The 21,545-nt window shown below is 43.7% G+C and carries 17 protein-coding genes; 1 reads left to right on the forward strand and 16 read right to left on the reverse strand.

Annotated features, from left to right (window positions below; genetic code table 11):
• Positions 1–185 precede the first annotated feature (185 nt).
• From CAG58_RS00640 to CAG58_RS00655, 4 genes are all read right to left on the reverse strand, one after another.
• A complete protein-coding gene (locus CAG58_RS00640; protein ID WP_161429719.1) occupies positions 186–578 on the reverse strand; it encodes a hypothetical protein in 393 nt (130 codons plus the stop codon).
• A 144-nt stretch (positions 579–722) separates the two neighbouring features.
• Positions 723–1,205: a hypothetical protein gene (locus tag CAG58_RS00645; protein WP_161429720.1), complete on the reverse strand. Its 483-nt coding sequence runs from the start codon at positions 1,203–1,205 to the stop codon at positions 723–725.
• A 147-nt stretch (positions 1,206–1,352) separates the two neighbouring features.
• Positions 1,353–1,862 carry a peptide deformylase gene (gene def, locus CAG58_RS00650; protein WP_161429721.1) on the reverse strand — a complete coding sequence of 170 codons (510 nt, stop codon included), beginning with the start codon at positions 1,860–1,862 and terminating at the stop codon, positions 1,353–1,355.
• A gap of 142 nt (positions 1,863–2,004) precedes the next feature.
• Positions 2,005–2,364: an MmcQ/YjbR family DNA-binding protein gene (locus tag CAG58_RS00655; RefSeq protein WP_161429722.1), complete on the reverse strand. Its 360-nt coding sequence runs from the start codon at positions 2,362–2,364 to the stop codon at positions 2,005–2,007.
• A 240-nt stretch (positions 2,365–2,604) separates the two neighbouring features.
• Here CAG58_RS00655 and CAG58_RS00660 point away from each other — a divergent pair, with 240 nt between their 5' ends.
• On the forward strand, positions 2,605–3,567 hold the full coding sequence (locus CAG58_RS00660) for an integron integrase (RefSeq protein ID WP_161426240.1): 963 nt from the start codon (positions 2,605–2,607) through the stop codon (positions 3,565–3,567).
• A gap of 47 nt (positions 3,568–3,614) precedes the next feature.
• Here CAG58_RS00660 and rplT read toward each other — a convergent pair whose 3' ends face one another.
• From rplT to CAG58_RS00720, 12 genes are all read right to left on the reverse strand, one after another.
• A complete protein-coding gene (rplT, locus tag CAG58_RS00665; RefSeq protein ID WP_004397165.1) occupies positions 3,615–3,968 on the reverse strand; it encodes a 50S ribosomal protein L20 in 354 nt (117 codons plus the stop codon).
• A 41-nt stretch (positions 3,969–4,009) separates the two neighbouring features.
• On the reverse strand, positions 4,010–4,204 hold the full coding sequence (gene rpmI / locus CAG58_RS00670; RefSeq protein ID WP_004397162.1) for a 50S ribosomal protein L35: 195 nt from the start codon (positions 4,202–4,204) through the stop codon (positions 4,010–4,012).
• A gap of 100 nt (positions 4,205–4,304) precedes the next feature.
• Positions 4,305–4,856 (reverse strand): translation initiation factor IF-3, encoded by a 552-nt coding sequence (infC, locus tag CAG58_RS00675; protein WP_083797783.1) that lies wholly within the window; start codon positions 4,854–4,856, stop codon positions 4,305–4,307.
• A gap of 3 nt (positions 4,857–4,859) precedes the next feature.
• The gene (thrS, locus tag CAG58_RS00680; RefSeq protein ID WP_004397152.1) at positions 4,860–6,788 is read right to left on the reverse strand and encodes a threonine--tRNA ligase; all 1,929 of its coding nucleotides are present in this window, start codon (positions 6,786–6,788) and stop codon (positions 4,860–4,862) included.
• A gap of 506 nt (positions 6,789–7,294) precedes the next feature.
• The gene (locus tag CAG58_RS00685; RefSeq protein WP_161439684.1) at positions 7,295–14,842 is read right to left on the reverse strand and encodes an LPD5 domain-containing protein; all 7,548 of its coding nucleotides are present in this window, start codon (positions 14,840–14,842) and stop codon (positions 7,295–7,297) included.
• Between the two features lie 86 nt (positions 14,843–14,928).
• On the reverse strand, positions 14,929–16,440 hold the full coding sequence (locus tag CAG58_RS00690; protein ID WP_161425777.1) for a hypothetical protein: 1,512 nt from the start codon (positions 16,438–16,440) through the stop codon (positions 14,929–14,931).
• Complete coding sequence (locus CAG58_RS00695) at positions 16,440–16,682, reverse strand: bacteriocin (RefSeq protein ID WP_161425778.1); 243 nt, start codon at positions 16,680–16,682, stop codon at positions 16,440–16,442. The genes CAG58_RS00690 and CAG58_RS00695 overlap by 1 nt, the downstream gene beginning before the upstream one ends.
• Positions 16,679–17,026, reverse strand: a complete 348-nt coding sequence (locus tag CAG58_RS00700; RefSeq protein WP_110167294.1) for a hypothetical protein — start codon at positions 17,024–17,026, stop codon at positions 16,679–16,681. The genes CAG58_RS00695 and CAG58_RS00700 overlap by 4 nt, the downstream gene beginning before the upstream one ends.
• A gap of 2 nt (positions 17,027–17,028) precedes the next feature.
• Positions 17,029–17,652: a hypothetical protein gene (locus CAG58_RS00705; protein ID WP_161425779.1), complete on the reverse strand. Its 624-nt coding sequence runs from the start codon at positions 17,650–17,652 to the stop codon at positions 17,029–17,031.
• The gene (locus tag CAG58_RS00710) at positions 17,653–18,051 is read right to left on the reverse strand and encodes a hypothetical protein (protein WP_337247263.1); all 399 of its coding nucleotides are present in this window, start codon (positions 18,049–18,051) and stop codon (positions 17,653–17,655) included.
• Positions 18,035–19,933 (reverse strand): phage tail tip fiber protein, encoded by a 1,899-nt coding sequence (locus CAG58_RS00715; RefSeq protein ID WP_161425780.1) that lies wholly within the window; start codon positions 19,931–19,933, stop codon positions 18,035–18,037. The genes CAG58_RS00710 and CAG58_RS00715 overlap by 17 nt, the downstream gene beginning before the upstream one ends.
• Entirely contained in the window at positions 19,933–21,537 is a 1,605-nt protein-coding gene (locus CAG58_RS00720) for a hypothetical protein (RefSeq protein WP_161425781.1), read from the reverse strand. Before CAG58_RS00720 ends, CAG58_RS00715 begins: the two co-directional genes overlap by 1 nt.
• Positions 21,538–21,545 lie beyond the last annotated feature (8 nt).

Consider the following 21,545-nt stretch of genomic DNA (forward strand, 5'->3'; position numbering starts at 1 on the left):
AGACGGAATTTTCCCATTAAAATTTTTGAATTGATCTTGCTGAGGCTCAATAAAACATAACGCCCGGCTAAGGGGTTGACAACGCACCGCCGAACTTAAAAAACACACTGTAAACACTGAACTTCAATTTTGCACTAAAGTCGCCACGCGTTGGCAATCCCTCTTGAGCCGTTTGTTATATTGGTTTAGCCACCATAATACTGTTTACAAGATGGACACTTGTGACGACCAAAAGTACTGAATGTTCCTGTAACTTTGCTTAATCTAACTTGTTGATTTTTAGTTTCGTAACATGCTGAACAGAAAGGACCATCATCATTTGCACCATAGTACGCAAATTCTCTGAACTCTAACTGGCTTAAATTACTACCCTGAGAGTTTTTAAGCTCATTAACTTCAAGTTTTAGTTGTGAGTTTTGTTCTATTACATCTGCAAGTGCTAGTTTTGTATCCGCCAGTTCTAAGTTCAGATCTGCTAATAAGTTCTTAAACTCGGCATCTTCGATATTTTTACTAATCTCACGTAAACGCTTTGCCAGGCTGATAGCCTGACCAATTGAACTTAATACATCACTCATTTAAAGCTCCAAACTCAATTACCAATATAACGCCCGCTTAAGGGGCTGACAACGCTACTACCAAATTTCCGCATAACACCGTAATCACTTAAGCCAACGCATAATGAAAATGCCGCGCGTTGGAAGTCCCTCTTGAAGCGTTTGTTATGCGCGTTGCGAATATCCATACATTTGCATCACTAATAAGTGCAAACCTTCATCTGTGATTGATAATGTGCCTTTACGAGAGCTAAACTTGGTAGATCCCTCTAAAAATTCCACTCCCGTATGTCCCTCATCCCAATGTGCTATTGCATTACGGATGATAGTAATTGCTGTTACTCTAATGTCATCGTTTTGGTCAATTGAAATCTCTATGTGTTTCCACCACTTACATTTATCATCTTCAATTGGAGGTAGAGTATTTGAACGAACAAAAAAAATCATTCCTGATAGTAATGTTAATGTAGTTTCCTTACATGAGATACAATCTAATATGACGTTTGGTTCAAAAGATTTTCTTTGTGCAAATGAAGTAACTAAATATCTAGCGGCTTCATCCCCTTCTAAAAACTTCTCATCGATATAGTCTAATAGTTGGAAATTGATATAGCTTTTTAAAACACCCATTTGACGTATATTTTCCATTTTCATCTCCTTTAGTGCACCTTTAGCGCATAACGCCCGGTTAAGGGGTGAGCAACGCAACTACCAAATCACCGCACAACACCATAACCACTGAAATCAACGCATAATAAAAATGCCGAGCGTTGCGAATCCCTCTTTAACCGTTTGTTATGTGCGTGGTTGAGAGTGCGATTTGACGTACTTTTTCACCTTTTTCATCGCCATTTGACGCTTTAACGGTGAAAGATAATCAATGAATAAATTACCAGAAAGATGATCAATCTCATGCTGCATCACGATAGCCAGAAAATCATCACTTTCGATCGTGATTCGCTGACCTGTTCGATCTAACGCCGATACTACAACTGATGTATAACGCTCCACCTCTGCATAATAATCTGGAACTGAAAGACACCCCTCTTGACCTAAAGCTTTGTTGCTACCACTCACTACTTCAGGGTTAATCAATATCAATGGCTGATCTCGATTATCTGAAAGATCGATAATAACAACCGCTTCTTTACGACCCACTTGAACTGAAGCTAGACCTATACCATTATCAGTTGAATATAGGGTTTCCAACATATCATCGATTAATTTCTGAACCGATTCAATATCCTGAACTTTCTCTGCTGTAATCTTAAGATCTGGTGCTGTAAGAATTTCTAAAACTGCCATATTTACCTTTATACTTTAAGCACATAACGCCGCGTTAAGGGGTGAGTAACGCAACTACCAACTCACCGCATTGCACTAAAAACCAATAAAATCAACGCATAACGAAAATGCTACGCGTTGCGAATCCCTCTTGAACGCTTTGTTATGTGCGTGTTTCAGATTGACACAGAATCCCTAATTCAGCCTGCTTCTTTTTACTTAAACCACTTGATAGATAATAACGTAACTCATCATCAAGGCGACTTCCCGTTTCAGTTTGCTGAATCCATTTCATTCCTCGATTAGCAAAATATGGTGCTGGTCTGTAACCATCACAATTACTCAGAAAATCAAAGTTCAGGTCTGACACCTTAAAAGTAAATGCCGATTTCCCGTCAGAGCTCCAACCTCCGACCGCAAATACCTTATTGCCTACTTTCCATACATCAGAATTGCCCCATTGAACAACATGACTAGTAGCGGGGAAAGAGCCGCAAAATTCATTAAATTCATCGTAATTCATATTGTTCATCCTTGAAGCACATAACGCTTATTACACTGAAACATGCCGTCTTTTCTTCCACGCTACCGCCGCCTTTTTAGAGCAAAGGTCGAACAATCGTAACATAATAACCATCTGATTCATCATGTTATACACCATCGCAATGAGAAGCAGATCTAAATAAACGGCAAAATGCCACTTAGTTATTGACAGCCTATAAAACCCACATCACTGTATATAAAAACAGCAAAGGACTTATGTATGAAATCTCAATTTCTGCTTAGCGTAAAGGAATATATGCAAGTCAGGTATTATGCTAACAAAACTATAGAATCTTATATACATTGGATAACGCAATATGTGGTCTTTCATAATAAAACTCACCCTAATCTATTAGGCTCTCGTGATGTCGAACATTTTTTAACCTACTTAGCTGTTGAAAAAAAAGTAGCAACAAAAACACAATCATTGGCTTTGAATGCACTGAGTTTTTTGTATAGGGAGATCATCAAAGAGCCATTAACACTGGAAATGAAATTCCAAAAATCTCAATTGGAAAAAAAGCTACCGATCGTCATGACGCGAGAAGAAATAAAACGCTTCTTTAATCATGTTGATCCAAAATATCAGCTTCACATCAAACTACTTTATGGTTCAGGACTAAGATTGATGGAATGCGTTCGCTTACGTATACAAGATATCGATTTTGATTATGGAGCTTTGAGGATATGGCAGGGAAAAGGAGGGAAAAATCGAACAGTAACACTGGCCAAAGAGTTACACCCTTTAATCAAGGAACAAATATCACTCGCAAAACGATACTACGATAAAGATATGGAAACGAAAGGTTATGGTGGCGTATGGTTGCCTAACGCATTAAATAGCAAATATCCGACAGCACCATTCGAATTTCATTGGCATTACTTATTTCCATCTAACGCATTATCGGTTGATAAGGAAAGCAACTTATTACGTCGGCATCATATTAATGAAACCTCATTGCAACGAACCGTAAAAAGAGCAGTAAAAGAAGCTGAAATTAAAAAATCAGTATCTTGCCATACGCTAAGACACTCATTTGCGACCCATCTTCTCGAATCAGGAGCTGATATTCGAACGGTACAAGAGCAGCTTGGTCATTCTGACGTCTCAACGACACAAATTTATACTCATGTATTGGATAGAGGAGCAAACGGGGTATTGAGCCCTTTATCTCGCTTATAAAAAAGGAGAGCCTAAGCCCTCCTTTCGATTAAACAGTTAAAACTCTATTACAGAGCAGCTTTCGCTTTCTCAACAAGAACAGAAAATGCTGCTTTGTCGAATACTGCGATATCTGCGAGGATCTTACGATCGATCTCGATAGATGCTTTCTTAAGACCATTGATGAAACGGCTGTAAGATAGACCATTTTGACGAGATGCAGCGTTAATACGCGCGATCCATAGCTGACGGAACTGGCGCTTTTTAGTGCGACGGTCACGGTAAGCGTATTGGCCTGCTTTAGTAACGGCTTGGAAAGCTACGCGGTAAACACGTGAACGTGCACCATAGTAACCTTTAGCTTGTTTTAGAACTTTCTTATGACGTGCACGAGCTTGTACACCACGTTTTACGCGAGGCATTATGTCTCTCCTAAACTAAACGATAAATAAACTAAAAAGAATTAAGCGTATGGCAACATGCGCATAACACCAGCCACTTCACATTTCGGAAGGATTGAGTTAGGGCGTAGTTGACGCTTGTTCTTAGTAGTACGCTTAGTCAGGATGTGACGTTTAGTAGCGTGCTTGTACTTAATACCACCAGCTGTTTTCTTAAAACGCTTAGCAGCACCTTTGTTGGTTTTCATCTTAGGCATGATGAATAACTCCGCATTGTAGTAGTTTAATAACAATGTAATTAGGGCGAATAAAACCCAGCTTTTAATCACTAGGTTTTATTACTTGCAATGCCGTTAATTACTTCTTTTTAGGGGCAAGCATCATGATCATCTGACGTGCTTCAATTCTGCTCGGGAAAGATTCTACTACCGCGATATCAGCCGTATCTTCTTTCAGACGATTCAAAACATCAACACCGATTTCTTGGTGCGCCATCTCACGGCCACGGAAGCGAATAGTTACTTTCACTTTGTTGCCTTCTTCAAGGAAGCTAGTCAGGTTGCGTAGTTTTACCTGATAGTCTCCGATATCAGTTCCAGGACGGAATTTTATTTCCTTAATCTGGACCTGTTTTTGCTTCTTCTTCTGCTCTTTAGCAGCTTTACTCTTTTCAAAGAGGAATTTGCCATAGTCCATCACACGACAAACAGGTGGCTCGGCGTTAGGGCTGATCTCTACAAGATCCATACCAGCTTCTACGGCCGCTTCTAGTGCTTCGCTGATTGATACAACACCAACGGATTCACCATCTGCGCCAGTTAAACGAACTTCACGAACGCCACGAATTTCACCGTTTAAACGGTGCTGGTTTGGTTTGGCCGGCTGTTGGCCACGTCTTCCGCCTTTAATAGTTTATTCCTCCAGATTGAGCTGACGGCTAGAAACTTCGGCTTGGATGTGAGTTATAAAATCATCCAATTTAAATTTACCTAAGTCCTTGCCCTTTCGAGTACGTACTGCAATTTCACCAGCTTCCATTTCTTGGTCGCCACAAACGAGCATATACGGTACACGTTTTAAAGTATGTTCGCGGATTTTAAAGCCTATCTTCTCATTTCTCAAGTCCGCTTTCGCACGAATGCCACATTTTTGTAGCTTTTGTACGACTTCTTGAGCGTAATCAGCCTGTTTATCGGTGATATTGACTACCACGGCTTGTTCAGGAGCTAACCACGTTGGGAAGAAACCCGCATATTCTTCGATAAGAATACCGATAAAGCGCTCAAGAGAACCTAAAATCGCACGGTGAATCATAACCGGGACTAAGCGCTCATTACTTTCACCAACGTAGGTCGCGCCTAAACGTGATGGAAGATTGAAGTCCAATTGAACTGTGCCACATTGCCATGCTCTATCCAAGCAATCATACAAAGTGAATTCAATTTTAGGACCATAAAAAGCACCTTCACCTTCTTGAATCTCATAGGCAATACCCATTGCGTCAAGCGAGTGTTTCAGGGCCTCTTCAGACTTATCCCAAATCTCGTCACTGCCTACTCGTTTTTCAGGACGGGTAGATAGTTTAACCGCAATATTTTCAAAACCAAAGGTGTTATACGTGTCGTACACCATTTTAATGCACGATGTTACTTCTTGTTGTATTTGATCTTCAGTACAGAAAATATGCGCATCATCTTGAGTGAAACCACGCACACGCATAATACCATGTAATGAACCTGAAGGTTCGTTACGATGGCACGATCCAAATTCAGCCATGCGCAAGGGTAAATCACGATATGATTTCAAACCTTGATTAAAGATTTGTACGTGACCTGGGCAGTTCATCGGTTTAATCGCATATTCACGATTTTCTGATGATGTAGTGAACATCGCGTCCGCGTATTTATCCCAGTGACCAGAACGTTCCCATAGAACGCGATCCATCATCAATGGACCTTTCACTTCTTGGTAATCATATTCCGTTAATTTATGACGAATGAAAACTTCTAAATCACGGAAGATAGACCAGCCATTATGATGCCAGAAAACCATCCCCGGCGCTTCTTGCTGCATATGAAAAAGATCAAGCTGCTTACCAATTTTACGATGGTCACGCTTGGCCGCTTCTTCTAAACGAGTTAAATGAGCTTGTAGTGCTTTCTTATCATGAAAAGCCGTGCCATAAACGCGTTGTAACATTTTGTTGTCACTGTTACCACGCCAATACGCGCCAGCAACACTGAGCAGTTTAAAATGCTGACAAAAACCCATATGAGGTACGTGTGGACCACGACACATATCGATATATTCTTCGTGATGATAAAGACCAGGGCGATCATCACGAGCAACATTTTCGTCTAAGATTTCGATCTTATAAGGTTCACCACGAGATTCAAAAGTATCCCGAGCTTCCTGCCAACTGACTTTATGCTTAACAACCGCGTATTTGGTTTTAACCAAATCTTTCATTCGCTGTTCGATGCGCTCAAGATCTTCTTGTGAGAGCGAATGATCAAGATCGATATCGTAGTAAAAACCACTATCGATGGTTGGACCGATAGCCATTTTTGCTTGCGGATAAAGCTGCTTAAGAGCATGCCCTAATAAATGCGCGCAAGAGTGACGAACGATTTCTAATCCATCAGCCTCATCTTTAACCGTAATAATTTCAAGGCTTGCATCATGTTCAATCAGATCGCAAGCATCAACACGTCGGCCATCGATACGGCCTGCAATGGTTGCTTTAGCAAGACCAGGACCGATAGATTGAGCGACGTCCATGGTAGAGACAGGGTGATCAAATTGACGCTGACTGCCGTCAGGAAGAGTAATAATAGGCATGAATAATCCTTACAGTGGTGTTGCACACCAAGCAACACATGTTTTGTTTTTTATTCTTAAAAATCAATGCTTTATATCAAAAGCTTAATATTTAAAACTGATTTGGTACAAAATTTGGTACAAATACGGATGCACCTGTTCTTTAGTACCGACGCATTCTAACGTATGCGACTTAGATCGCAATATATTTCTTTTGATAAGTTCAACAAGAGCTCGATGCCATATTAAAACATAAAGGTTAGTTTTATCATAACTGATCGAACACTATTCTTTTGGCTGAACTAATGTAGCTATATCAATTAGTACTACTTGTAAAAATCATGACGACAAACAGATAAGCATGCGATTGCGCATAAAAGTTATATATACTTCGCAAAAATAGAACAGAATAAATAGTTAATAGTTGCGCGATATTCTCATAAGCAGTTAACTTGGCATCGACAGCTTTCGCTTGCACTGTCTGGAATTAGAAGCCCTCTGTTTAGTGGAGGGCTTTTCTATAAAAACTAAACCCCAAGTCTGCGTAAGAAGTTTTCTCGCGCTCGATCACTGTCAAACTCCCTGGTCAATGTTCGATGCCTACGCTCTTGCCTAGCCAGCTCATTTCTTCTTGATTTAGTCATCAAGCCTGCTGCGGTCGCTGCCTCAACATAAGCGCGATCCATCTCTATCATTTTCTGATAGTCTGAATCCGTTAAGTTATCTTCCGCCCATTTCAAGAACTCTGCTCGCTCACGAATTGACGGGCTTAAACTTACACGAATTGGCTGCGCTGAACGAATGGCCGATCGCATGCTAGTTAATGCGCTTTGTACTTCACTAGGCGTTTTTAGGCTTTCAAGATGTTTACGCACAATTGCTTTCATTCGCTCTGGTTGGCCGAGCAATGCTGCCTCAATTAATGCACCATTAATCGGTGACATTTCTGTCTTACCATAACGTTCTGGAGCTCTACGCTTACTTTCGAGACCAATATCATTACTGTACCGGCGAATGTAACGACGAATATCATTCCTATCTCGCCGAATGCCTTCCAATCGTGCAACGTCAAACCCCAAACCAACATTATCAGCCGCACCTAAAACACCGCGTTTAGTGGTTCGATAAATAGAAATCGTGTCGGCTAGTTTATCTATGTCTTTCTTTGTGATCGTACCTTGCTCGGCAAGAATTAATCCAAGTTCTGCAAAAGCTTTTACTGGCGCAAGCGCAGGTGGATCAATGGGAGATTTAACTCTTTGTCTATCGGCAACGTCTCTCGCCATTTGAATGTAGTTACCAAAGAAACCAAGTGCGCCGGTTGCCATCATAGAGTTCCAAGCTAGGCTTGCAGATAGCGCAACCGCTTTTGCTGTGTCATCGTTTGCTAGTGCTTTTTCTATCTCATCTAAATTTGGAGATGGATCATCGTAACCAAAAATAGCCGCCCTTAAAGCATTAAGCCCTGCACCGGCTAATATTGCCCCGCCAAAGAAATTCACCATAGGCATAAACGTTTTTACCCTAGCGGAATATTCCTTACCATCTTTGGTGTATTTTATCGTCTCGCCACCTTTGGTAACAGAATCAATAAAGGGTTTTAAATGGTTTATCCAGAACATACGAGACAACTGAGTGCCAAATTTTTGATACTTAAATAAGAACTTACCGATCGGCGAATCCACAAAGATAGGAGTTTGGTCGATTCGATAACTCCCCTGAGTCGTATTAACTACCTTGCGATAAAAGCGATTTGTCTCTGGCCCTTGGCCATTTTCAGCAATCAATGTATCAACATCAAAACCATTTCGTTGATACCACGCCATCTCTTTGAGTGACTTCTTGCTATCAATTTGTTGATTCCATGCAGCCAAACTTTCACGAAGCATATTTTTTGCAATCACATGTGAATGAGTACGGATAAACAGTTCCATTGGCGTATAGCCGCCCCACTTCATCATATTCGTAGCAAACTTCTGCAAGCTTTCGTTTACCCCTGCCTGGGTTGCGTCTTGTTGGAGCATCAAGTAATCATCAATTAAGATCCCAACTTTTCGCGCGTCTTTGATATTGCCAGACAAGTCTTTTAGCTCAGAAATCAATGCCTTGGTCGCCCTAACGGGACCGTAAGCCTGAAAGTTTAGCGCAGTACCACCAATCAGGTTTAGCAATGCCGTTGCCGGGTTACCTAACTGTAAGCCGGTAGCCAAGGTATTTAACGTTGCTGCGCCTCGAATATAACTATCGTTTGGAACAAGGTTATAAATCCTGTCTTGAGTTGCCCTTAAATACTTAAGCGTATTTTGGTCTGTAATACTCTCAGCAGTGGTATCAATCAGATCTTGCCCCGTCACCGCTCTTTGACCTAACGACTGGATACGCGCAGTAGCTTCTGCCCATTTATCCTTATACTGCATGGCGGCATCCCAAGTATAATCATAAAAGAACGCAGGCAGAGCTACGCCACGAGCTTGCTCGGTACCCGCAAAGTAATCGTTATGGCTGTCTTTAGGTAGCTTTGCCTGCTCCTTACCGATGTACTCTGAGGCCTTTTGGTAATCCACGCTATCAATCCGACCATCATCATAAAGTGCTTGGGCCATCGCTCGCCAAGTATCGTGATGATTTGCAGGGTCGGCTAAGGCTTGCTGAATTTCAGGACGCAGCTTACGTGGCCAGAAGTCTTTTGATAAAAAGCCGATGTCTCGCCACTCTTTGGCAACAACGTCATAAACCTTAACGCCAACCTCTTTGTTGATCCGGCCAGTAACATCAGCAACCTGCTCCCACGTTTCCACCAATTCACGAGTCATGTTTGACAGTTTGGCTTTATCGGGTGCATTACCACTCTCTTTAGCATGCATGTAATTCTCAAACTCTTTATCAACCGCTTTTTTGTCAGCTTTGTTAAGTTTTCGATACTTACTAAATGTAGGATCAATAATGGTATTAACAGTGCCCATGTGTTCACGAGTTAAGTCATAAAAGTTATCAATAGCCTCTGCAACGGGTTTAGTTGCATCGTTACGCCGTAACACATCGCTTGCAGAATCCCACCATCCTCTTAGCTTGGCTAACTCTTTCCAGCGAGGCGAAATTGCACCGGGATTGGTCACAAACGGCTGATCTAAGTTCGCAGAATCACCCATTCGTTTAGAAAACTTAATCTTCCCCGTATCATGCTCCTCTGAAACATTATTGACACCACTATCGTGCGTGGTTAATATTTCATCAGCTTCCGCAACTCTGCTAGTATTGTTATCGGGTTCTAGGGGAAGTAGGCGCGACCCTGAATCGTTGCCATCGGAAGCTAAAACATCTTTCTCGAAAGAGTGATCATAGTAAAATTTACCATCCGGCATCTCTCTTACATCAACAACTACATCGTGTACTTGACCTTCTAATTCGTATTTAATTCCGAAGTAATGATGGGCTTTAACATTAGCGTTTCCCTTGGCTTCGGGTTTGCTCCCAATATAAAGTGAATCTTCAATGATTCGATCTATATACTTCATTGATGAAAGCAAATGATCGAACGCCTTTCTCGACGTGGTGTGTTTAACTCCTGTTCGTCCAACCGTGATTTCAAAGCCACTATCTTTGTTAGTATAGATTCCGGCGCGACTAAATCCCTGCTGCTGGGCATAAAGGCGCTTTTCTTTCATTGTTGAGCCCTTAACTGGCTCCCCTTTAATGATGTCAGCATGCTCAGGAACCCGGCTTTTTTGAGAAAACAACGTTTGAGAAAGTCTGGTTTCAGTGTTTTTTGCCTCGGGCCTTGATTTGTCAGCCCACTGGTTGATTGACTTAATTCGATCGCTTAACGTATTGACGATGTTGTACATCTCCGATTTGGTCATATCACCAGGCGACATCAAGCCAACACGACGCAGCGCATGAGCTATTATTTCAACGATGCTATCAAACCAACGTTTAATGGCTGGTCGTTCTATTTCTGCAGCATGCGCTAGCACTTCTTCAACCTGATAAAGAGGCTCAAACCCTTTATAGTTTCTATCCACGGTATCCCAGAGTTCTTTGAGATGTGGTGAGTTTTTACCTTGAGCAATACGCTCCATGATCTTCATGTATTCCATATCACCCACCACAGCCCTAAGGCCGTGATGCACCAACACTTCATGGCGCAACTTTTGGCGTAAATCTTTGGCGTTTTCAATGTTGTCAGCCACGACGACCACAAGCCGTCTTGCATCGCTATACAAGGCGCTAACCACTGAGCCATCAAAGCTTGCGCCCATTATGGCCTCGGCTTCTGGTTGAGTTTTCACCACCTGAATTTTAACTCCTGCGCCACCCTTGTAGTTTTTCAACCATTGATCGGCAGCAAGTTCAGCACCTTTGACGGTCATTCCTTTTACTGGCGCTTGCTGCAAGAAGCTCTCACGGCTGTAAAGCAGGACACCATCACCGTCAGGCTTGTGCTTTAAGGTTTGGAAGAAGTGATCAAATGCTGGTTTAATCGCGTTTAATTCTGACTTGGTTGGATAGGCATAATCTAAGTCGGGATCTCTTCCATAACGAGACTGCCACTGCTCTTCCGAGAGAATATTAGCTAAATAATCGTTAGTAATATCCTTGCCCTTATTTTTATCTATCACATAAGATTCAAATGAACGCGCTAGCATCTCAACCATTGTTGACCAGTATGGCTTGCTTTTCATGGCGTCAAGCTTTGACGACCTATCACTGATGCCCGTTGCGTCAATAGCGTCTCTCAATAAAGAAAACGCTTCTGCCATCTCTTGCCTGATCTCGCCACGAAAATCCGCTGGCCGACGCGCATCGGTGGCAAACTCGCTATAACGAATACCTGCAGTCTTTCCAAAGTAATTATCTAACGCATGGAACCACTCATGCGCCAGTGATCCGGCTCCTTTGGTTTTGGTTAAGTTGATGACAACACTGCCAGGCTCGTAATGCGCTTTTGCTTTACCGCTACCGCGAGCACCAAATGCAAGGCCCAGTTTACCGTTAAGAGAAATGGCTTTAGGTGGGATGTTAACCAATTCGGCCAAGTCCATGAGCGCATCATAAGCATCATTGAGCTCTGTTTGTCGCCTTGCACCTTCAACCCAGTTACCAAATTGTACTCCGCGAAAACCGAAAGCATCAGAAAACTGTTCGGGAGAAACATCCCCTTTTCTACGCTCGATACCCTGACGATCACGATTACTCTTGTTTCGCTGTTCTTGTGATACTTTTTTTCGGATATCGCTAATTTTACTTTCTAGCGCCTCTCGGTTTGACTGCAAATACTCCCTCGCTGCATTACCACTATCAAACCCATCCTTTACTGTGACAACATTCTTGCCAGCCTTAAGGCCAATAAAATACTCAGACTGACCATCCGGTGATCGGCGTCTATAAACATCGATATTGGCTTTTCTTTTCGAGGTTGTTGAGCTGTCGTGATCTGAGGTTAGCAATTCTTTTAGCGCCTCTACTGCCTCGGCCTCACTTTCAAAGCTCTTTCCCGTTATTTTCCGAGATGGGGGACCTACAATATCAAACAGCGTCTTTGGCGGATTGTATCTTTTGCCGTCGGCGAGAGAGTAACTTCCTGAGCGTATTGAATAGCTTGCCAACTTATCTATCTGCTCCGGCGTCAAGTCCTTTGCCAATTTCATGAGTGACTTGATATCCTTTAAGGTGCTAGGGAGATCGGCTTGGGATAAATCGATGTCGCCATTAGCAATCATGCGCGACAAGTCTAAACCCGATTTCACGGCGCTAGACCATCGAGCCAGCTTGTGAGTATTCCTTGGTTTCGCTTGTGCCATTCGACTTCTGATTATGGATAAAGCCGCCACTGTTTCTGGGCTTACTCCCTCCTGGATCATTTTCTTTGCGTCCGGCTTTGGCCAGCTTTTAGAAAGTGGCTGAGATGTAATGTCATCAGTGCTTTGGTTTTTCTCAAGGGCTCCACCTAGCGCCCCCATTATGTGCTTTTTTGCACCGTGAAGAACTTCGCCAAAGTCCTCAATTTTATTCGCTTTCGGAGATCTGCTTGATTCCTGTTTTAATTGCTCAGTTAATTGCTTTTTAATGGCACTCGTTTTTCTTTCTATTCCCTCAAAATCACGAACAGGCTTTTTTCCTTGCTCTCTAAGTTTCATGCTGTTGGGGCGATTAGAAAAGTTTGACTTACCAGCCTGTGGCTCAATACTAACATCGTCTCTGGAAAGCTTTCGATCTTGTTTAAACTGATTTTTAGCCGTCTCAAAATCCTTAGCTCTCAGCCTTTGCTGATCTCTTTCTTGCCGATCGCTTTCAAGTAGGCGTTGCCTAATATCAACGGCAGACTGGTTAACATCGGATGGGCTAACTGGCTGTGCCTGAATAGGTTCCGAGCGCATTTCTAAGTCATCCCTTAACGCAATACCTTGCTGCTCTCGAATTGCTTGCGCTTGTTTCGTTGGCTCATAGTCACGAGGCAAGCCATACTTATCCGCTATTTCTGCTGGTAACGTTTCTGGTTGTAATTCGGTCTGGATTTTCTGCTCTGTTTGCTGACTAGACTCTGATTTAACAGGCCGTTTTTTATTCGCTGCAAGCCTATCTTCAACGATGGCACTCACCGGATCGATATCCATTCGTCGAGCATTTTCAGCAAGATTAAAGTATTCAGCCTCAAGTTGATTCGCCCGTTCCTCGCTAATCGATTCGTCTTTCAACTCTGCTTCTATTTGCGCAGCTCTCTCTGGGTCAAGCGCTCTTGCAAGCTGAATAGTTTCTTGCAAATCATTTTGCTCGGGAAGCACACCCGATTCGACCAAGGACGATCGAGACTCATCAAACCTTGCTTTGATTTGATCGGAAGCTGTCTGACTGACATTCTGGCTAGGAGTAGCTTCATCAACTCGTTCTTCTTGATTAAGCTCAACAGTGTGAGTTTCGGATGGCGGCGTTTGATCTAGAGGCGAATGTTGCTTACTTCCACGGTAACCACCCACCGCGCCCACAGGACCACCCACCATTCCACCAATCACGCCGCCTTCTGCAGCGGCAGATTTAACACCCTGCCACGGATCGGTATCTGTTCCAGCAACGTCATTCAATGTGGTATTCATTGAATAAGCTTGACCACCAGACTCCATAGCCTCTGCAGCCATTTCACCAACCGCACCTTTGGTTGCCCCACCGGCTACTGATTTACCCAACTTTCCGGTTATCGCACCAAATAACATCTTATCACCGAGTGCACCTGCCGCACTTGCAGCAATGGAGATAGGATTAGCCATCATTGACTGACTGGCGTGCTCTGCCGTTTCTTCTCTTGCAAGTTCCATTCTTTGCTTTGGTGATAGGTCTGCATATTTAGGATCGGTCATTATTCGATGCGCATTGTCACGAAAGGTATCTGAGTTTTCCGCTAGCCAGTTAAAATCCATATCCAAAACTGCTGCTTTTGCATCTAAAGCCCCGCCACCTAAAGATCCAGCAAAGCCACCGCCTAAAGCCGCTGCTCCAGCAATGTGGCCAACCGCTTTATCAGCCACTTGCTTTGCAGCTACTTCACTAAGGCCGCGCTTTATCATGTTATTCGTGATGGCTCGACCAAGAGTAACCCTTGCTGCCGCCCCTGCTGCTCCGCCAGGCAATACCGTGCCAGCAAGAGAGCCCAGACCCTGCGCAATCTTCATTGCCCACACGTCAATGTCGCTTGCACCATCACCAAGCGCAAGCCGGCCATTTTCATTTTCGGTAAATAGAGAGCGATTCAACGCGGTCTGACCGTCAGGCGTCATGCTATCGATTAAGCTTTCTGATATAGACTGAGAAATGTCGCGCAATCCAGCGCCAACACCGATGGTTTGATGCCCAAGCTCACCAACACCTGCGAACATGCTTGCTGCACCGCTACCCACAGCCTTTACCGCGTCCATAAACGATACATCAAGGTTTTCTGGCTCTTGCCTTTGCATATACTTCTGCGGATTAAAGTTTTCAGGCAAAAAGCGCTTTGGCTTTTGCGTTGGCTGACTCATATCTACTTGAGCGTTGACGGTCGCATTGGGCAGCAGGCCTTGTCCGAGCATTTGTTTGTCTTGCATCTTTTTCTCCGGGCAACAAAAAAGCCCCACCCAAAAGGGTGAGGCTTTGCATCATGGGTAAATAATACCCTATTTTGAGGCGAATTCTAGAATGGTCTTGGTACAACCTTACCAGTTTCTAGGTTTGCTCGGTTTGCCCCAAATTGAGAGGCTTTCTCCGCAATTGCCTGAGGTAAATCTCTAATGGCATCAGGCGTTCTCTCTAGATATTCGTTACGCCTTGCCTGACTGACCACTTTGGCTTGCTCGTCAGAATCAAGCCCCCTTTCTGCAGCCGCCTTACGAACCTGCTCAACGGTCATGCCCTTGGTCGAGCGTAAGAATTCCTCCAATTCTGAAGCTCGCTTTTCCTGTATAACGTCTTGGTATATTTGCTCAATAGTTTCGATCGGCATGCCATCCAGTGGCATAACTTCACTAAGTTCAGACAAGAAAGCTTGCTTGCTTTCATCGTTCGCCCATTGCTCTATAGGATTGGCCGAGGCCTCCTGCATAACATTGGGCTGACCATGATTGGCACTGCCAGTAGCATATCGTTGAGTGATTCGTTCACGAATACTGTTGTATTGCTGCTGCAGCTCTGCGGTTAACTCGCCAGCCTCAAGCGCTTTTGCCTCGGCTTTATCTATCTCCAATAAAGCCTTTCTCATTTCAGCGTCCATTTGATTTGAGCCATTATCACCAGATCCAAAGCGCTGCTGATAAGCATTGGTAAATGTTACCATCTTGGCGTACTTCATCTGCCCCATCAGATCTTGCATAGCATGCTCAAGCGGGATCACTTTTACAAAATCATCTTGAGCGGATGAGCGATTTTCCGTCACTGGCTTTCGAACCCACTTACCATCGCCATAATCGACATCAATAGACATGACGATACCTGGCTGATCGCCTGGAATATCTGGGCTGATATCTTGAGCAAGATGAACACCACCCAGTTTCGCATTTTTAATCACTCTACCGTCTGCTGATTTTGTTCCTATCACCTGCTTTATGTTGGGTTCATAGAAAGTACCGACCGCCTCAACTGCCTTCGGATCGCTAAAGAAACCCTGTATCCCGTCTGCATTTTGCATCCCTTTCTCAATCACTTCTCTGGCTTTTTGAAGCTTAGGGTCAAGGTATCGGCGAGGATCGTAAGCAGAGCCTTTGATTTCAGGCGCGTCAAATACAGAGAAATCATCACCACCATTAGCCAAGTCTTGCCACTTTGCTTGAATTAATGGCATGTTTTCACTAATAAAAGCGGCTCTTTTTTCGTGCTCAAGCCTGAATTTATGTAAGCTTGTGCTCGCCTCTTTTAAGCCCATATTGGCAGAGTGAGCCTCTTGATTTCTTTTTTCTTGTTGAGTGGCTAGCTTTTGCTGATCATCATAGGCACTCAAGCTATGTTCATACTGACCTTGCGCTCTCTGCTCTTGAGACTCGCGCAATTGCATTTGCTGATCGATACTTTTAAGCCCAACTTCATGACTCTCTTTGCGCATGCGTGCGTCTTCTTCACGAAGGCCCATTGCCCTTTGTCGATTGTAATAGCCATCCGCTGCTTCAAAACCACGAATAAAACCATCGGCAATCCCTCTGGTATCTAACGCCATTAGAAAAGTCCTCCTAACACTAAGCCAACGCCAGCTCCCACCGCAGCACCAACAGGTCCACCTGCCATCATGCCGATCCCCGCACCAGTAGCAGCATTACCCAGTGTTTGTTGCTTGTGCGCCTGCTTTAGTTGTTGGTTCGTTTGATTTCGCCGCTCCTCATTATTCGCTGCATCTCTCAATCCCATTAGTGCATTGTTTTTCGTCCCTTGCGCTAGGCTTAATAAGCTGTAGTTACTCATTGATTCATTCCCATGCCGGAGCCTGATAATACCTGCATGCTTCGCTCGCGTTCGTAATCACGCAGGCCATTTTTTGCAGCCACAGTACCAAGCGCGGCTTTAGCATTGTTAACACCGCCATTAACATCACTTAAACCATAACGTGCCATACGATTAGCGTTACCCAGTTCTGCAGCTTGAATGCTTGATTGCATGTTCTGATCGACTCGACCAAGCTGCTCTTTCAGTAAAGAGCCATCTTGCATTTTGGTCATCAGCTCTTTTTGTTTGGGGTAAAAACGATTCAACCAGTCGTCATATTGCTCTCTTTGAATACGAGCATAAGTGCTTGATGAGTAGCTCATGATTACCTCGGCGTATTTCTATTGAGTGTGTCATTGGTTAATGTGGACGGTACTTGAGGCTGACTTCTTCGCCACTCGTCATAGCCTCTCAAACCTGCGCCGCCTACCGCGCCAACAAATTGCTGATTAGCACTGCGCCGGTTAAACGAGTTGTAGGCATCGTTAGCGGCTTTGTTTTGGCTTAAGCTGGCCACATCTGCAAGTCCTGCCATTGCCGTGGCTTGCTGCCCCATACCGATAGCGGCTACATCCGACAAACCCGCAATGTATTTATCTTGCTGACTAGACTGCGCTCGGTTTACGGTATCTGCCTGTCCTAGCGCTTGATCTTGAGTGATATCGCTCATCGCTTGTTTGAACTTACCGCTACTCGGGTCAACGCCAGCCGCAGCCATACCGGTAGCCGCCTCACCTCTGGATTGGCTAAAAGCTTGGTTGTAACTTAAATCTGCTGAAGCCTTCGCTTTATCTATATTGTTTTTATTGTTCAAGCCATCAACACGCTGAATGAAGTTATCCTCAAAGGGCTTGAGTTCATTTTGATACAAAGCCCACTGCTTACTGGCTATCTCTGCTTGAGCAATTTCTTGGGGTGTTTCTTTCACTTTGTCTTTCTTGCCGCCCATTCAAATCACCTTTTCCCAGCGGTCAATGTGGCCGCTTTCTATCTTTTGAAAGTCATGCGCAACCAGCACGCTATGAAGTTTTTTTACCGCTGTCCAGAACAACAGTTTTTTTGCACCCACCTCTTTAGCTAGCTTTTCCATCACAGGTAAATAGATAGCTGACGAGCCTTTATTAAAGCTGTAAGCAAACAGAACGCACACGGCCATTTCTCCCTCAATAAAAGATGGCTCTAATACAAAAAATCCATCTGCAACCAGAAACAAAGAAGCCCTACCAGATAGCAGGGCTTCATCAACTTGGTTAGCAAACTCGTGATCATTTCGTTGCTCGGTTTGTTCAATGATCGGCAACAGGTGATCGCGCCATTTTGAGTAGGGCTGATTAGTTAAAAGAGGCACCCCTTCGAAATAATTGCACAATTGAGTCAGAAATTGCTTTGATAGAGCTACCATTTGCGTTATGTCCCGCATTTATTTCTATCGCTAGTGAAAATGATTGGTCTGGTTCCACTTCAACAATGACAGGAGGGGCATTAAACTCCCGAGTCCCCGTCGCATAAGGTTTACCACTTATTGATAAATCTGCAGTAGACATAGCCAATACCGAACCATTAAAAATCACTCTACATCTCCCTATAGTCGATGCTTGAGTGGAAGAACCAGAAGAAACACTAACCGAGAATAACGCTGGGATCATAACTAGACTCGCTCTACCACCAAGATTATTTTTCCCTGATATAGAGCCTATTCTGGTCCAGCGTCCATTGAGACCATTTACTACGGATTTTGAAAGACGTACAGGAGCTGCGCCCACGATATCACCAATAATTTTGTCTGCTTGTACCGTTCCTTTAAACGTTCCGCTAGCTCCATCCAGGTGACCCCTTATCGTACAATTCTCAGCAATAGTGACATTTTGGGCAAGAACGTTGTTTATGTAGCCACCATTGGCTTGAAGATGATTGGTTTGCAATAATCCATTACTATGAATGAAGGTTCGATAGCCACTGTATGGCCCCCCTGATCCAAACCCTGCATCACCACCTCTCACCTGACCACCGTTAATTTTAGGCGATGAAATCGCTACGCCAGCTCGAACAAAATCAGCAGTAATTTTTTGGGCTTGAAGTATCTGAATGGTCGCATTCTCGATCAGAGCCTTCGGAATGACCACTCTTCCCTTATCAATCGCGAAGGTAGGAGTAATACTTGCGTTAGGGTTTTTCGGGTCAAAGACAAAAAACTGACTAGCGCTCACCGCGACTTGGCTAGTGCCATCACTCTTCGCAAGAATACCAATACCAGCTGTTATCTGACCCGCTTGAGCCTTTACTGACCACATGGATTTAAAAGCCGTAGTACCATCTTTATTTATCTGCGCTATTGTATTGGTGTTCGTCTGAACGGCGGATTTAGTTCCTTTTAATTCAGATTGCACCGTATTAATCTGCTGAGATAACGAGCGATTGGTTTCTGATATTGCCCGTGAATTTGACTGTACAGCTGAACTCACTTCACCTACTTGAGACTCTACTGTAGATATTTTTTGCGATAAACCTAAATTGATATCGGAAACGACTCTCTGAGTCTCACGGATCTCCGACTTATTTTTATTGGTCTCAACAGAAACGTTTTTTATGGCTTCATTTATTTTTGCTTGTTCACTGAGCCTCTTTTTGGTCTCTTCATTAAGCGATTCATCAACGAGGTTGATCTCTTTTTCCAAATACTTGATTAACACAGACTCACGCATTTGCTCGCCAATCTCATCAATCACATCGCTAATATTTGAGCTGGTTTTTGCAAACGCAGGCGTACTATGTGCGCCTTGAATATTGTTCACGTTGACAAATCGAATCCAATAATAAAACCCGCTTCCTACAGGTACTATATCGCTAAAAACATTCGCGTTAACGGTGGCAATCAGAGTCGCATCTGCAAGTACATTTTCGGAGTTTCTGAACACTTCAGCGTGAGCATGGCCTGCATAAGTCGGGTTCTCCCATTTCACTAAAATAGAGCCAAATCCACCATAGGCTGAAACACCTTGAGGTTGAGTGGGTCTTAATATTCCATGGTTACCACCACCATGATCTGGTTTAGCGATTTCAGGAATAACTTTACCACCCGATCCTCTTCGCAAGGTTAAAACGCCGAGCTTGGCTAGGTCTCGGTACGTTACGGCTTTACTTCCACCATCACCACGTTGTCCAGTCAATAACTCGATGTTTTCTGTAAGGCTGGATTGATCTCTTCCCGCCCTAAACCCGGAACGACTCATTAGCTCAGCTCCAACATCGTGCTAGCCATCATGATCCGCTCTATACGAGAACGACCACCAACTTTAACGCTAACTTTGCTACCTCTGGTTGCTGGCAATCTAAATAGCTCATCTTCAAGATCGCCTTCATTCAAAGAGAGGATCGTTTCTCCATCAACAAACACCTCAACGGAGACTTTCTTAATCTCATCAGCAACGATTCTCATCGATGAGAATACCGAGTGTTTGGGAACAACAAATGTTTTGCTTTGCCATTTATATAAGAGTGGATCAGAGCCTGACTTCCACGCGTACAGCGTTTTATCTTTAGCGATAAACAATTTATCCGATTCTAGATCGGCATAAGCTGCATGCCATATGTTACTAATCTGAGTGAAGTGACCGCCAGTCAAATCAAACACAAATCCACCACCATCATAAAGCGCGATATATTGACCTTCATTAGCCCAAGCTCTAATCGTTTCAGGCTTAAAGGATTGCCATATTTCACGAGCAATGATCTGTTCGGTGATGAGCGTCGCGCCATCTTGAGTCACTGCCACCAAGCCATCAGGTGAGGCATAAACCGCAGAACCATTGATTGCCACCATTGACTCTGCTGATACGCACGCTTGTTCACTATTTAACTTAGTAGCGGTAATGGCCGAAGGGGTCACACCGGTGAATAGATAAGGATTACCTTTGGTACCCACAACCAAAGCGTTGCCAATTGCAACACACGAGACAATCTCAAACTCTGACGTGAGGCTATAAGACTTAGGCCAAGCATACGGTAAATACGCTTCCGAAAAACGAACTTCATTGCCAGCAAAGCCAGCGCATATTCCATTAGCCATTACACAAAGTCCCTGCATCTTCTCATCTGGCAAATCGTAGTCCCACGTTTCTAGGATGGGACCATTAGCATCCTTTGTGCTGTCTTTGTATGTTTGCTGAGAAATAGGCAACTCCGCTACCATGACATATTCAGCGTTACCAGAGTTCGTAACTGAACGATATAAGCGAGTGTGTGTAATATTGTGCGTGTTCACCGTAAGTTGTGATAACTGAATTGTGACCGTCGATCTGGGCTTCTCGATTAAAGCTGCTTTACTGGGTTCACCAGGCTTACCCTCTTCACCAAACCGAGTCACAAAAGTCTGAATGTAGACTCTATCTTCATCATCATAACTGTCGTGCTCACCTTCTGGCGGCTCTTCGCCTGTTGAGTCATCAATATTAGTGACGATGGGAGGTGAATTAGGCGCTGGAACACCTAGATCGTACCAAGCTTGCGGATTGATCCTGTTAGAACCCGTAATGATATCTTTCGATGATACCTTAGGTTTACCTTGCCCTGACCAGTAAATCCGTCCCCATTCATCTTGAGCCATAGGGTTCCTGATCACATTAACTAAACGAGACCATTGCAGCCACTTATCGTGATATTTGAAGAGCGTTACTGGCCTTTGGGGGAGAGAGGCGATTAGCAAATCAGATTTTAATGGTTCGACAACTCCACGCTCAAATTGACAGTCTGTTGCAATTGTTGCTGCTTCATTGGGTAATAAGTGCGGCATAAGACGAGGGATTTCACCGCGCATCATGGAAATATCTATAAGCATACATTGAA

Source organism: Vibrio sp. V31_P5A7T61 (assembly GCF_009904895.1).
Taxonomy (GTDB): domain Bacteria; phylum Pseudomonadota; class Gammaproteobacteria; order Enterobacterales; family Vibrionaceae; genus Vibrio; species Vibrio metschnikovii.